The sequence below is a fragment of the Streptomyces rubellus genome (genome assembly GCF_036323805.1).
Classification (GTDB): domain Bacteria; phylum Actinomycetota; class Actinomycetes; order Streptomycetales; family Streptomycetaceae; genus Streptomyces.
Map to the genome: position 1 here is coordinate 301,195 of NZ_JAZDCX010000003.1, position 11,742 is coordinate 312,936.

The following is an 11,742-nucleotide window of genomic DNA, read 5'->3' on the forward strand; positions in this document are numbered from 1 at the left end:
ATCCAACCATGCCCAGCGGGGTGCCCGCTCATTACCCATCGGTCGTGGAACTCGGACCGGCACGGCGGAGCGCCCCGGCACGGAGACCGGGGCGCTCCGGGGCGGGAACGGCGGTTCGGGGGTGAGGACGGACGGGCGGGGGTGTGCGGGGCCCGGCCCGCGCCGCCCGGTCGGGCCGCCCCCGGTCCGTCTCCGTCCCGTCAGGCGAGGTCGGTCTCGCCCCGGCCCCGGGCGGGAGCGGCCGGACCGGCCACCGGGTCCCCGGACTGCTCCACGGGCTGGTCCGGTACCGCCTGCCCGGTGCGGATCAGCTCGATGCGGCCCATCACCTTGGAGCGGAGGTCGGTCGGTACGTCGTCATGGCCGCAGCAGCGCCGGACGAGCTTCTTCACGGCCTCCTCCAGGCCGTACTTCTCCAGACACGGAGCGCACTCGTCGAAGTGCTCCGCGAACTTCACCCGGTCCCCGTCGGGCATCTCGCGGTCCAGGTACTCGTAGAGGTGCTCCAGGACCTCGGCGCAGTCCGTCTCGTGCGGCTCTCCGCAACTCATGAGCCCGAGCCTTTCCGGTCGTGCGACTCGTCCGGCGCGGCGGCGTTGGCACCCGCCGGGACCAGTCCGCGCTCGCGGGCGTAGTCCTCCAGCATGCCGCGCAGTTGACGGCGACCGCGGTGCAGCCGGGACATCACCGTGCCGATGGGTGTCCCCATGATGTCCGCGATCTCCTTGTACGCAAATCCCTCGACGTCCGCGAGGTAGACCGCTATCCGGAACTCCTCGGGGATGGCCTGGAGGGCCTCCTTGACGTCCGAGTCCGGCAGGTGGTCCAGCGCCTGCGCCTCGGCCGAGCGCAGCCCGGTCGACATGTGCGACTCGGCACGGGCGAGCTGCCAGTCCTCGATCTCCTCGGCCGCGCTGCGCTGGGGTTCGCGCTGCCTCTTGCGGTACGAGTTGATGAAGGTGTTGGTCAGGATGCGGTACAGCCACGCCTTGAGGTTGGTGCCCTCACGGAACTGGTGGAAGGACGCGTACGCCTTGGCGTACGTCTCCTGCACCAGGTCCTCCGCGTCGGCGGGGTTGCGCGTCATGCGCAGCGCCGCCGAGTACATCTGGTCCAGGAAGGCGAGGGCGTCCCGTTCGAAGCGTGCGTTCCGTTCGGCCTCCGTCTCCTCGGGCTGCTGCGGCTTGCTGGGCTCAGCGTCGTCGGTCCCGGCGACCGGACCCACCTCCTCCGATGCGGCTGCGGGTCCGGCTGTGGACCCGCTCGTCTCGGAGAATAGACGACGGGGCTCGCCCCGCGCCGCCCGGAAAGGGGTGTCGTCGACGTGCCCGGCGAGCCTGAGCGTCGCCCAGTCGAGCTGCACCGCCGTGGTGGGGGCGCTCACGGGACGGGACGGGCATGCGATCGAACCCATGTGGGTGGACTCCCTCTCCTCGCGCGTGTGACTGTCCGTGTCCTGCTACAGGTGTGGAACACGGGCCGCGGGGAAGTCATTCCCGGTCCAGCCACTCCTGCACGGAGCCGGTGAGCAGCGCGAGCGCGGCCGTCTGCGCGTCCTGCCCGGCCGGGCCGCCCCGGCCGCCCGCCGCCCGCTTCGGCACGGCGAAGCCGTGGTCGGCGCCGGGCACCTCGACGACCCGGACACCCGCCGGGAACTCCCCGGGCCGGCCGAAGGGATCCCGCCCGCCCTGGACGACCAGGGTGGGCACCCCGGCGCCGAGCAGTTCCGGTGCCCGGGACCGCTCCGGCCGACCCGGGGGGTGGAGGGGGAAGGCCAGCGCGAGCACGGCACGCGCGCCGAGTTCCCCGGCGGTACGGCAGGCCACGCGCGCCCCGGCGCTGCGCCCGCCGGAGACGACCGGCAGCCCGTCCCGGATCAGGGCGGGCCACACCGCCCGCCAGCCGGTGTCCAGGGTCCTCGGCGCGGGCGCGAGCCGTTTCCCGGCCACCAGCCAGGGCTGTTCCACGAGGGCCACGGTGATCCCGCGGGCGGGCAGCTCACGGGCCAGCGCCCGCAGGTCCCGCGCCCCGACGCCGCCCCCGGCACCGTGGCCGAGTGCCAGGACCAGCCGCGGGCGCGCCGCGCGGTGCCATACCACCCGGGCCGCCCCGGCCGGGGTGTCCACCGCCTCCGCCGTCCCCGCCGCCTCCGTCTGCTCCGCCGCTCCGGGCTCCCCGGCCGTCCCGCTGTCGTCGGTCACGGTCTCAGAACAGCGTCCCGGCCTCGGGGCCGTCAAGCTCCGCCAGCAGCTCGGGGCCGTTGTTGCGCACATTGCTGACCCCGGTGCCCACCGGATAGGCCCGCACGGCCTCCGGCGGCGGCGGGACCAGCAGCTCGCGCACCTCGTCCGGGTCGGTGCGGGCCGGGTCCAGCCAGGCGTCCCAGCGGTCGGGGGTGAGCGCCAGCGGCATCCGCGGGTGGATGTCGGCCAGTGACCGCGGACCGTCCCCGTCCCCGCCTCCGGCACCGGCGAACGGTTCGGTCTGTGCCTCCGTGGTGATCACCGCGCAGGTCGCCCACCAGGCCCGCGGATGGTCCTCGGGCAGCGTCCTGTCCCGCCAGAACTCGTAGAGCCCCGCCATCGCCATCACCGAGCCGTCGGCGGGCGTCACGAAGTAGGGCTGCTTGCGCGGCCGCTTGCGCTTCCCCTTCTCCTCCTCCTGCCGCTCGGCCGGCCCGGTGACCCACTCGTAGTAGCCGTCGGCGGGCAGCAGACAGCGCCGGGCGGCGAACGGGCGGCGGTAGGAGGGCTTCTCGTGCACCGTCTCCGCCCGTGCGTTGATCATCTTGACGCCCACGTCCGGGGACTTCGCCCAGGACGGCACCAGGCCCCAGCGCAGCGGCCGCAGCTGCCGTACGGGCCGCTTGCCGCCGCCGTCCTTCGGCGGCCGTTCGAGCACCGCGTAGACCTGCTTGGTGGGGGCCACGTTCCAGTCGGGGGCCAGCTCCTCGGCCGGCTCCCACTTCTCCACGCCGAACAGCCCGGCCAGTTCGCCGGGGCCGCGGCTCGCCGCATACCGTCCGCACATGTCTGCCACCCTGCCACGTCCCACCGACATCGGGGCCGGAAAGGCGGCACCGCGCCCGCCGGCCGCCGGCCCGCGGGACCGGAGCGGCCCGCGCCCGGACCGGCCGTGACACACTGCGAGGCACCGAACGGGGCCGGGGAGGGCCCGGGGGAAGGGAGCGGCCGGGATGGACGTCGACAGCGTCACCGAGGTGTGGGACCGCGTCGTCGGGACGCAGCCCGAACCGGCGCTGCCGATCGTCGTGGCCGCCGGGCTCGCCGCCCTGGCCGTGGTCGCGGTCCGGGGCGTCTGGCAGGTGGCGCGGAACGCGGTGACCATCGCCCACGAGGGGGGACACGGCCTCGTGGCGCTGCTGACCGGCCGGCGGCTGGAGGGCATACGGCTGCATTCGGACACCTCCGGGCTGACCGTCTCCCGGGGCAGACCGTCCGGGATCGGCATGGTGCTGACGGCCGCCGCCGGGTACACCGCCCCCTCGCTGCTCGGCCTGGCCGGGGCCTGGCTGCTGGCCGACGGGCATGTCACCGCGCTGCTGTGGGGGGCCACCGCGCTGCTGCTGGCGATGCTGGTGATGGTGCGGAACGCCTACGGGGTGCTGACGGTCGTCGTCACCGGCGGGACGTTCTTCCTGGTCTCCTGGTTCGCCGGGACCGAGGTGCAGTCGGCGTTCGCGTACGGGGTGGTGTGGTTCCTGCTGCTGGGCGGGGTGCGGCCGGTCTTCGAGCTGCAGCGCAAGCGGCGCCGGGGCGAGGCACCGGACTCCGACGCCGACCAGCTGGCACGGCTGACGCACGCGCCCGCGGCGCTGTGGCTGCTGCTCTTCCACGCCGTGGCGCTGTGCTCGCTGACCGGTGGCGGGCAGTGGCTGCTCGGCCTCTGACGGCCGGTCGGACGCGGCCGTCCGCGGCTTCCCCCGGGTGTCTCGACGCCGACCGCTCATGTCCGCCCCTCCCCGGTGAGCCACTAAAGTTGGGGCCATGACCGACAACACCTCCCTCTGGCCCGCCCCGCTCGCGCCCGGTGCCGTCGACGCGACCGTTCCCGTGCCCGGGTCCAAGTCGGTCACCAACCGCGCCCTGGTGCTCGCCGCCCTCGCCGCCGAGCCCGGCTGGGTGCGCCGGCCGCTGCGCTCGCGGGACACCCTGCTGATGGCCGAGGGGCTGCGCGCCATGGGAGTGGGCGTCGAGGAGACGCTCTCCGCCAACTCCGCCTCCGTGCCCGGTGCCCCCGCCGGCACCGGGGAGGCCTGGCGCGTCATCCCCTCCGGGCTGCGCGGCCCCGCCCAGGTGGACGTGGGGAACGCGGGCACCGTGATGCGCTTCCTGCCGCCCGTCGCCGCGCTGGCCGACGGTCCGGTCCGCTTCGACGGCGACAGGCGCTCCCACGAGCGCCCGCTGCACGGGGTGATCGACGCGCTGCGCGCACTGGGCGCCCGGATCGACGACGGCGGGCGCGGCGCCCTCCCGATGACCGTGCACGGCGGCGGCTCCCTGACCGGCGGCCGGGTGGAGATCGACGCCTCCTCGTCCTCGCAGTTCGTCAGCGCGCTGCTGCTGTCCGGCGCCCGTTTCAACCAGGGTGTCGAGGTGCGGCACACCGGCGGCACGCTGCCGTCCCTGCCGCACATCCGGATGACGGTCGAGATGCTGCGTGCCGCGGGCGCCCAGGTGGACACCCCCGAGTCCGGGGGCGAGCCGAACGTCTGGCGGGTCACGGCCGGCGCCCTGCTCGGCCGGGACCTCGTCGTCGAGCCCGACCTGTCCAACGCCCAGCCCTTCCTCGCCGCCGCGCTCGTCACCGGCGGGCAGGTGACGATTCCCGACTGGCCCCGGCACACCACCCAGCCCGGTGACGCGCTGCGGGAGATCTTCACCGAGATGGGCGGTGTCTGCGAGCTGGACGAGCGCGGGCTGACCCTCACCGGCACCGGCCGGGTGCGCGGCATCGACGTGGACCTGGGTGACGTGGGCGAGCTGACCCCCGGCATCGCGGCGGTCGCCGCGCTCGCCGACTCCGAGTCGCGGCTGCGGGGCGTGGCGCATCTGCGGCTGCACGAGACCGACCGGCTGGCCGCGCTCACCAAGGAGATCAACGGGCTCGGCGGCGACGTCACCGAGACGGGGGACGGTCTGGTCGTCCGGCCGCGTCCGCTGCGCGGCGGGATCTTCCACACCTACGAGGACCACCGGCTGGCCACGGCCGGCGCGGTGCTGGGCCTCGTGGTGAAGGGCGTGGACGTGGAGAACGTCGCGACCACCGCCAAGACCCTCCCCGACTTCCCGGAGATGTGGCAGGCCATGCTGGACGGGACGGCCGGGGAGCGGATGTAGGGGCCCGCCGTCATGCGCCGCTACGGCAAGCACACCGACGAGGACGACATCCGCGTCCGCCCCGGCCGCCGGGGCAGCCGCCCGCGCACCAGCATCCGGCCCAAGCACGAGGACGCCGCCGAGGGGTTCGTCCTCACCGTCGACCGGGGCCGGCTCACCTGCCTGGTGGACGGTCGCACGGTCACCGCGATGAAGGCCCGCGAGCTGGGCCGCAAGGGGGTGGTGGTCGGCGACCGGGTGGCGCTCGTCGGCGATCTGTCGGGGCAGAAGGACACGCTGGCGCGGATCGTGCGGGTCGAGAAGCGCACCTCGGTGCTGCGGCGCACCGCCGACGACAACGACCCCTACGAGCGGGTCGTCGTCGCCAACGCCGACCAGCTCGCCGTCGTCACCGCGCTCGCCGATCCCGAGCCGCGCCCCCGCATGATCGACCGCTGCCTGGTGGCCGCCTACGACGCGGGCCTGGAACCGCTGCTGGTGCTCACCAAGGCGGACCTGGCCCCGCCCGGCCCGCTGCTGGAGACGTACGCCCCGCTGGGGGTGCGCCATGTGGTGACCAGTCGCGACGAACTGGCGGACGGGGGCGCCGACCGGGTCCGCGAGCTGCTGCTGGGCCGTACCACCGTCTTCGTGGGCCACTCCGGGGTCGGCAAGACCACACTGGTCAACGCGCTCGTCCCGGCCGACCGCCGGCGGGCCACCGGCCATGTCAACGCGGTGACCGGCCGCGGCCGCCACACCACCACCTCGGCCCTGGCGCTCCCGCTGCCCGGCGCGGTGTCCTTCCCGCCGCCCTCCCGGGGGGGCTGGGTGATCGACACCCCGGGCGTACGGTCGTTCGGGCTGAACCACGTCGATCCGTCCCGGGTGATCCACGCCTTCCCCGATCTGGTGCCGGGTACGGAAGGGTGCCCGCGCGCCTGCAGCCACGACGAGCCGGACTGCGCGCTGGACGCCTGGGTCGCCGACGGTCACGCCGAGCCCGCCCGGCTGTACTCCCTGCGCCGGCTGCTGGCCACCCGGGAGCACCGGGAGGAGGACTGAGGGGCGACCGGGGCCCCGGCAGGCGGCCGGGTCCTCGCGGGGACCGGCCGGACGGCGGAGGTCAGTCCAGCAGGGCCCGCAGCACCTGGAGGACATGGGCGCCCGCGGCCTCCTCGGTGGCCTCGGGCGGCCCCTCGCAGGGCGCGACGACGTAGGACAGCGCCAGCCGCAGCCCCACCTCGCAGGCGCGGCGCAGCTCGGGCCCGGAGTCGGCGGCGGTGCCGGGGACGGACGTCCGGGCGGCGGCCAGGCCGTCGAGCGTACGGTCGCGCAGCCGCGCCGCCAGCCGGTCCGCCGGTACGTCCGGCAGCGGCAGCCGGGGCTCCCAGCAGCCGGTGAGGGCCGCGCGGACCAGGGGATCGTCGTGCGCCGCGCGCACCACCCCGGCGGCCGCCGCCGCGCAGCCCGCCACGGGATCGGCGCCCTCCCGGACCTCCTCGGCGGCGGTGCGCGCGGTGCGTTCCAGGAAGGTCTCCACACCGTCGGCCACCAGGGCCGCCCCGAGCCCCTCCTTGGAGCCGAACTCGTTGTAGAGGGTCTGCCGGGAGACTCCGGCCGCCCGGGCGACCTCCACCATGCGGATGCGGGGCCAGGGCCGGCCGGCGAGGGCGGCGCGGGCCGCGCGCAGCAGGCGCTGCCGCGCCGGCGGCCTCGCCGGGGACGCCCGGGAGGACCCCCTGGGCCCCCCGGCGGAGGACGGCGCGGGAGATCCGGCCGGGGGTGTCGGCAAGGGCGTCGCCGGGGGCATCGGCGGGGGCATCGCTGAGGACATCCGGCCTCCCCGGGCACGGCGGGTCGCCGCACAGCATCGGCGCGGTGACAGAGGGTGTCAAGGGTGCCGGGCGCGCCGCCCGTTTCCTGCCACCCGGTCGGCCACTCCCGTGTGGCCGGTCCCGGCAGGCCTGGATACTGTTTCGTCCATGCCGGACTACCACGATGACCTGCGCCTGGCCCATGTGCTGGCCGACACCGCCGACGCCACCACCATGGAGCGGTTCAAGGCCCTCGACCTGAAGGTCGAGACCAAGCCCGACATGACTCCGGTGAGCGAGGCGGACAAGGCGGCCGAGGAGCTGATCCGCACCTCCCTGCAACGGGCCCGGCCGCGCGACGCGGTGCTGGGCGAGGAGTTCGGCGGTGACGGGCAGGGGCCGCGCCGCTGGGTGATCGACCCGATCGACGGCACCAAGAACTACGTGCGCGGCGTTCCGGTGTGGGCCACGCTGATCGCCCTGATGGAGCGGGGCGAGGGCGGCGACCGTCCGGTGGTCGGGGTGGTGTCGGCCCCGGCCCTGAACCGGCGCTGGTGGGCGGCGCTGGGCGCCGGTGCGTACACCGGCCGCAGCCTGTCCTCGGCGACCCGGCTGTCGGTGTCCCGGGTGAGCCGGGTGCGGGACGCGTCGTTCGCGTACTCCTCGCTGAGCGGCTGGGAGGAGCGCGGCAGGCTGGGCGGCTTCCTGGACCTGACCCGGGAGTGCTGGCGCACCCGCGGCTACGGCGACTTCTGGCCGTACATGATGGTCGCCGAGGGTTCGGTGGACATGTGCGCCGAACCGGAGCTGTCGCTGTGGGACATGGCGGCGAACGCGGTCATCGTGCAGGAGGCGGGCGGCGCCTTCACCGGTCTGGACGGGCGCGCGGGCCCGCACAGCGGGGACGCGGCGGCCTCCAACGGACTGCTGCACGAGGATCTGCTGTCCTACCTGGGCGGTTAGCGGCACCCGGCGGCGCTCCGGGCAGGCGGCGGTCACGGCCGGGCGGGCGCGTGGCGGTCCGCCGGCCGGCCGACTGCCCCCGCACGCCCCCTTGTTGGGCTCCGGACATCATGTGAACATGAGAATCCCCGCGCTTGTGAGCTTGTGAATTCCTTCTCGTGCGGGGATTCCACCAAGGAGGTGGCACCAACGCCATGCCCACCCTCGTCCGTGACGCCATGAGCACAGTGGTCCTCACCATCGGCCCCGCCCACACACTCCGCCAGGCCGCCCGGCTGATGTCCGCCCGCCGGGTCGGCGCGGCCGTCGTCCTCGATCCCGACGCCGGCGGCATCGGGATCCTCACCGAACGCGACATCCTCAACTCCGTGGGCGCCGGCCAGGATCCCGACCGGGAGCCGGCGCATCTGCACACCACCACCGACGTGGTCTTCGCCGCCCCCGACTGGACCCTGGACGATGCCGCGCGGGCCATGACCCGCGGCGGCTTCCGCCATCTGATCGTGCTGGACGGCCACGAACCGGTGGGGGTGGTCTCCGTCCGCGACATCGTCCGCTGCTGGGCGTCCGCTCCCGGCCACGGACCGATGGCCGCCGCCGACGCGGTACCGGTCTGAGGGCACCGCCCTCCGCCCCGCCGGGGGGCCGCACCGGAGGAACGGGGGGGGCCGCACCGGAGGAAGCCGCGCAGGAGGACCGGGACCCGGCGGCACCCGGCTCCTCCGGAGCGCTCGGGGCCCTCCCGGCCTCGCTCCGCACGGCTGCACACATCTCCTGGACAGGATCTCACCTTGGACACCATCCAGACCGAGAGGAAGGCCAAGATCATATGAAATCCGGCCATGGACGGCCGCTGTTAAGGTGGGAGCATGAGTGACCTGCTTCAACGCCTCCGGGACCGCGGCTGGCGGCTGACCGCCCAGCGGCGGGTCGTCGCCGAGGTGCTCGATGGTGAGCATGTCCACTACACCGCCGACGAGGTGCACGCGCTCGCGGCCGGGAGGCTGCCGGAGATCGCCCGCGCCACGGTGTACAACATCCTCGGCGAACTGGTCTCGCTCGGTGAGGTGCTCGAGGTCAGCACCGACGGCCGTGCCAAGCGGTACGACCCGAACGCGCATCGCGCCCATCAGCACCTGGTCTGCTCGAAGTGCGGGGCGATCCGCGACGTCCGCCCCTCGGGGGACCCCCTGGCCCTGCTCCCCGAGACGGAGCGCTTCGGTTTCACGCTCGACGAGGCGACGGTCACCTTCCGGGGGCTGTGCCCCTCCTGCGCCTCCGCCTAGCCCTCCCTCGGAAGCCCCGTGCCCGGCGCACGGCGAGAACGCGCGTGAGGGAGCGGAGGAGGCACCGGGCGCATACGGCCGACGCATACGACGGTGGCCCGGATCCCTGGGGATCCGGGCCACCGTCCGCAGTAGCGGGGACAGGATTTGAACCTGCGACCTCTGGGTTATGAGCCCAGCGAGCTACCGAGCTGCTCCACCCCGCGCCGTTGTGTTCACAACCTTAACCCCATCCCGGCCACCTGTGCAAATCGCCACTGCCGGGCCCGCGAACACCGAGCGCCCCGGAGCTCCCGGGGCGCTCAGGCCGTCAGCTCCTCGTGGAGTGCCTCGCTCAGCCTGGCCGCGCGCTCCGCGACCTCCGGCGGGCCCAGCTCGACCGCACGGGTGCACCAGTGACGGCCCGCCGCCAGGTCGCCGCGCCGGGCGTTGAGCAGCGCCAGCTGCAGAGCCGCCCGGCCGTGGCCGGCCTCGGCGGCCCGGGTCCACCACAGGGCGGCCTCCGGCTCGCTGCCCTCCCGGGCCAGCAGCAGCCCGAGGTTGAAGGCGCCGTTGCGACTGCCCGCCTCCGCCGCGGTGCGGTACCAGCGGGCGGCCCGCACCACGTCACCGCGCGCCGAGGCGTACATGCCCAGCCGGACCTGTGCGCGCCGGTGCCCCTGCTCGGCGGCCCGCTCGTACCACTCCTCGTACTCGGCGGGCGGGCCCTGCGGATCGAGGGCGTCCGCCGTCGGCATCTGGCGCTCCAGCAGCGCGGCGAGCCGGAAGGCGCCCTCCACGCTGCCGCCCCCCGCCGCGCGGCGCAGATGCCGCTCGGCGGTGTGGGTGTCGCCCTCGTGCAGCAGCGCCATGCCCACCTGGAGCGCGGCCTCGGTGTGGCCGGCCGCCGCCGCCTGCTCGTACCACTGCCTGGCCAGGGCGTCCTCGCCGCGGCCCGCGTGCAGGATGCCGAGGTTGAACGCGGCGTCCACGCTGCCGGCCTCGGCGGCCTTGGAGAACCACGGCTCGGCGCCCGCCGCGTCCCCGCGCTGCAGCAGCAGTACGGCGAGCGCGTTGGCGGCCTCGCGGTGCCCGGCGTAGGCGGCACGGCGGTACCACTGCTCGGCCTGGGCGGTACGGCCCTGGGCGGCGCACAGCAGTCCCAGGTTGAAGGCGCCGTTGATGTCGCCGGCCTCCATCGCGACGCGGTACCAGCGCTCCGCGGACTGCCGCTCGCCGCGCTCGGCGTGCAGTGCGCCCAGGGCGTTGGCCGCGTTGCCGTCGCCGTCCAGGGCGGCCCGGCGCCACCACTCGGCGGCGCTGTCGGTGTCGCCCGCGTCCCGCAGCAGGAAGCCCAGCGCGCAGGCGGCGCGCGGCTCCCCGTCCCTGGCGGCCGTCAGGTACCAGCGGGCCGCCTCCTGGGACTCGCCGCGCTCCTCCAGGAGCTCGCCCAGCCGCAGCGCGGCACGCCGGTGGCCGCGGGCCGCGGCCTGGCGGTACCACTGCCCGGCCTCGGCACCCCCGTCCGGGCGCCGCGCCAGGATCCGGGCGAGGCGGTACGCCGCCTCGCGGTGGCCGCGCTCGGCGGCGGCCCGGAACCACTCCTCGGCGCCGTCCTCGCCGCGGTGCTCCAGCAGGTCGGCGAGGGAGTACGCGCCGAGGACGTGCCCGGACTCGGCGGACTGCCGCAGCCAGTACTCGGCCGCCGTCTCGTCGCCGCGCTCGCGGTGGTGACGGCCCAGGGAGTGGGCCGCCGCGGCCGATCCCGCGAGGGCCGCTATCCGCCACCAGCCCGCGGCCTCCTCGCGCAGGCCGCGCTGGTGGAGCAGGACCCCCAGGTTGTTCGCGGCGGCCCGGTCACCGGCGGCGGTGGCCGCGCGCAGTGGCGGCTCGGCGCCCTCCAGGTCCCCCCGGCGCAGCAGTCGGGCCCCGAGCGCGCTGGCGGCGGCGGTGTCGGCGTCCGTGTCGTGAACCTCGCGGGCGGTGTGAGCGCCATGAGCGGCGCGGGTGTCGGTACGACTCACACCACCACCCACGCCCTCAAGTCTCGCCTTGTCCCCCATGAGGCCCATCGTCGCACCACCCGCAACCCGCGTACACCTGGTATACCGTCGACAGCCAAGTCACTTCAGCGTTTTGTCGACTTCCCGATAGAGCAACCACCCAAACCCAAACGTCCGTTGGGTACATACGTCCTCACATCCCCCACACGGGGGAGAACACACGGAAGAGGGGCCCGGAGTCGATGACTCCGGGCCCCTCTTCGTCAGTAGCGGGGACAGGATTTGAACCTGCGACCTCTGGGTTATGAGCCCAGCGAGCTACCGAGCTGCTCCACCCCGCGCCGTTGTGTTCACA

The 11,742-nt window shown here is 74.8% G+C and carries 12 protein-coding genes and 2 tRNA genes; 6 read left to right on the plus strand and 8 right to left on the minus strand.

Annotated elements, in window-relative coordinates:
• Nucleotides 1-200: 200 nt before the first annotated feature.
• From rsrA to V1L54_RS05410, 4 genes are all read right to left on the minus strand, one after another.
• Nucleotides 201-551, minus strand: a complete 351-nt coding sequence (gene rsrA, locus V1L54_RS05395) for a mycothiol system anti-sigma-R factor (RefSeq protein WP_330116688.1) — start codon at nt 549-551, stop codon at nt 201-203.
• Nucleotides 548-1,225: a sigma-70 family RNA polymerase sigma factor gene (locus V1L54_RS05400; protein ID WP_330116746.1), complete on the minus strand. Its 678-nt coding sequence runs from the start codon at nt 1,223-1,225 to the stop codon at nt 548-550. Before V1L54_RS05400 ends, rsrA begins: the two co-directional genes overlap by 4 nt.
• A 265-nt stretch (nt 1,226-1,490) precedes the next feature.
• Nucleotides 1,491-2,201, minus strand: a complete 711-nt coding sequence (locus V1L54_RS05405; protein WP_443076487.1) for an alpha/beta hydrolase family protein — start codon at nt 2,199-2,201, stop codon at nt 1,491-1,493.
• Nucleotides 2,202-2,205: 4 nt separating this feature from the next.
• The gene (locus tag V1L54_RS05410; RefSeq protein ID WP_330116689.1) at nt 2,206-3,030 is read right to left on the minus strand and encodes an SOS response-associated peptidase; all 825 of its coding nucleotides are present in this window, start codon (nt 3,028-3,030) and stop codon (nt 2,206-2,208) included.
• A 166-nt stretch (nt 3,031-3,196) separates the two neighbouring features.
• Here V1L54_RS05410 and V1L54_RS05415 point away from each other — a divergent pair, with 166 nt between their 5' ends.
• From V1L54_RS05415 to rsgA, 3 genes are all read left to right on the plus strand, one after another.
• Entirely contained in the window at nt 3,197-3,910 is a 714-nt protein-coding gene (locus tag V1L54_RS05415) for a M50 family metallopeptidase (protein ID WP_330116690.1), read from the plus strand.
• Between the two features lie 97 nt (nt 3,911-4,007).
• Nucleotides 4,008-5,360 carry a 3-phosphoshikimate 1-carboxyvinyltransferase gene (gene aroA, locus V1L54_RS05420; protein ID WP_330116691.1) on the plus strand — a complete coding sequence of 451 codons (1,353 nt, stop codon included), beginning with the start codon at nt 4,008-4,010 and terminating at the stop codon, nt 5,358-5,360.
• A gap of 12 nt (nt 5,361-5,372) precedes the next feature.
• Nucleotides 5,373-6,404, plus strand: a complete 1,032-nt coding sequence (rsgA, locus tag V1L54_RS05425) for a ribosome small subunit-dependent GTPase A (protein WP_330116692.1) — start codon at nt 5,373-5,375, stop codon at nt 6,402-6,404.
• 61 nt (nt 6,405-6,465) lie between these two features.
• Here rsgA and V1L54_RS05430 read toward each other — a convergent pair whose 3' ends face one another.
• Entirely contained in the window at nt 6,466-7,134 is a 669-nt protein-coding gene (locus V1L54_RS05430; RefSeq protein WP_443076496.1) for a TetR/AcrR family transcriptional regulator, read from the minus strand.
• 190 nt (nt 7,135-7,324) lie between these two features.
• Between V1L54_RS05430 and hisN the strand changes: the two genes are divergently transcribed.
• The 3 genes from hisN (at nt 7,325) to V1L54_RS05445 (ending at nt 9,405) form a co-directional block, all read left to right on the plus strand.
• Nucleotides 7,325-8,119: a histidinol-phosphatase gene (gene hisN, locus V1L54_RS05435; RefSeq protein WP_330116693.1), complete on the plus strand. Its 795-nt coding sequence runs from the start codon at nt 7,325-7,327 to the stop codon at nt 8,117-8,119.
• 194 nt (nt 8,120-8,313) lie between these two features.
• The gene (locus tag V1L54_RS05440) at nt 8,314-8,736 is read left to right on the plus strand and encodes a CBS domain-containing protein (protein WP_330116694.1); all 423 of its coding nucleotides are present in this window, start codon (nt 8,314-8,316) and stop codon (nt 8,734-8,736) included.
• 252 nt (nt 8,737-8,988) lie between these two features.
• A complete protein-coding gene (locus tag V1L54_RS05445) occupies nt 8,989-9,405 on the plus strand; it encodes a Fur family transcriptional regulator (protein WP_330116695.1) in 417 nt (138 codons plus the stop codon).
• 132 nt (nt 9,406-9,537) lie between these two features.
• Here the strand turns inward: V1L54_RS05445 and V1L54_RS05450 are convergent.
• The 3 genes from V1L54_RS05450 to V1L54_RS05460 all read right to left on the minus strand — a co-directional run bounded on the left by V1L54_RS05450 (nt 9,538) and on the right by V1L54_RS05460 (nt 11,728).
• A tRNA-Met gene (locus V1L54_RS05450) sits at nt 9,538-9,611 on the minus strand.
• A 96-nt stretch (nt 9,612-9,707) separates the two neighbouring features.
• A complete protein-coding gene (locus V1L54_RS05455) occupies nt 9,708-11,456 on the minus strand; it encodes a tetratricopeptide repeat protein (protein WP_330116696.1) in 1,749 nt (582 codons plus the stop codon).
• Nucleotides 11,457-11,654: 198 nt separating this feature from the next.
• A tRNA-Met gene (locus tag V1L54_RS05460) sits at nt 11,655-11,728 on the minus strand.
• Nucleotides 11,729-11,742: the final 14 nt, after the last annotated feature.

What these genes read in the sequence shown, in the direction of transcription:
- V1L54_RS05415 (WP_330116690.1), top strand. Translation starts at nt 3,197, where the DNA reads ATGGACGTCGACAGCGTCACCGAGGTGTGGGACCGCGTCGTCGGGACG.
- V1L54_RS05445 (WP_330116695.1), top strand. Translation starts at nt 8,989, where the DNA reads ATGAGTGACCTGCTTCAACGCCTCCGGGACCGCGGCTGGCGGCTGACC.
- V1L54_RS05410 (WP_330116689.1), bottom strand. Translation starts at nt 3,030, where the DNA reads ATGTGCGGACGGTATGCGGCGAGCCGCGGCCCCGGCGAACTGGCCGGG.
- V1L54_RS05440 (WP_330116694.1), top strand. Translation starts at nt 8,314, where the DNA reads ATGCCCACCCTCGTCCGTGACGCCATGAGCACAGTGGTCCTCACCATC.
- rsgA (WP_330116692.1), top strand. Translation starts at nt 5,373, where the DNA reads ATGCGCCGCTACGGCAAGCACACCGACGAGGACGACATCCGCGTCCGC.
- rsrA (WP_330116688.1), bottom strand. Translation starts at nt 551, where the DNA reads ATGAGTTGCGGAGAGCCGCACGAGACGGACTGCGCCGAGGTCCTGGAG.
- aroA (WP_330116691.1), top strand. Translation starts at nt 4,008, where the DNA reads ATGACCGACAACACCTCCCTCTGGCCCGCCCCGCTCGCGCCCGGTGCC.
- V1L54_RS05455 (WP_330116696.1), bottom strand. Translation starts at nt 11,456, where the DNA reads ATGGGCCTCATGGGGGACAAGGCGAGACTTGAGGGCGTGGGTGGTGGT.
- hisN (WP_330116693.1), top strand. Translation starts at nt 7,325, where the DNA reads ATGCCGGACTACCACGATGACCTGCGCCTGGCCCATGTGCTGGCCGAC.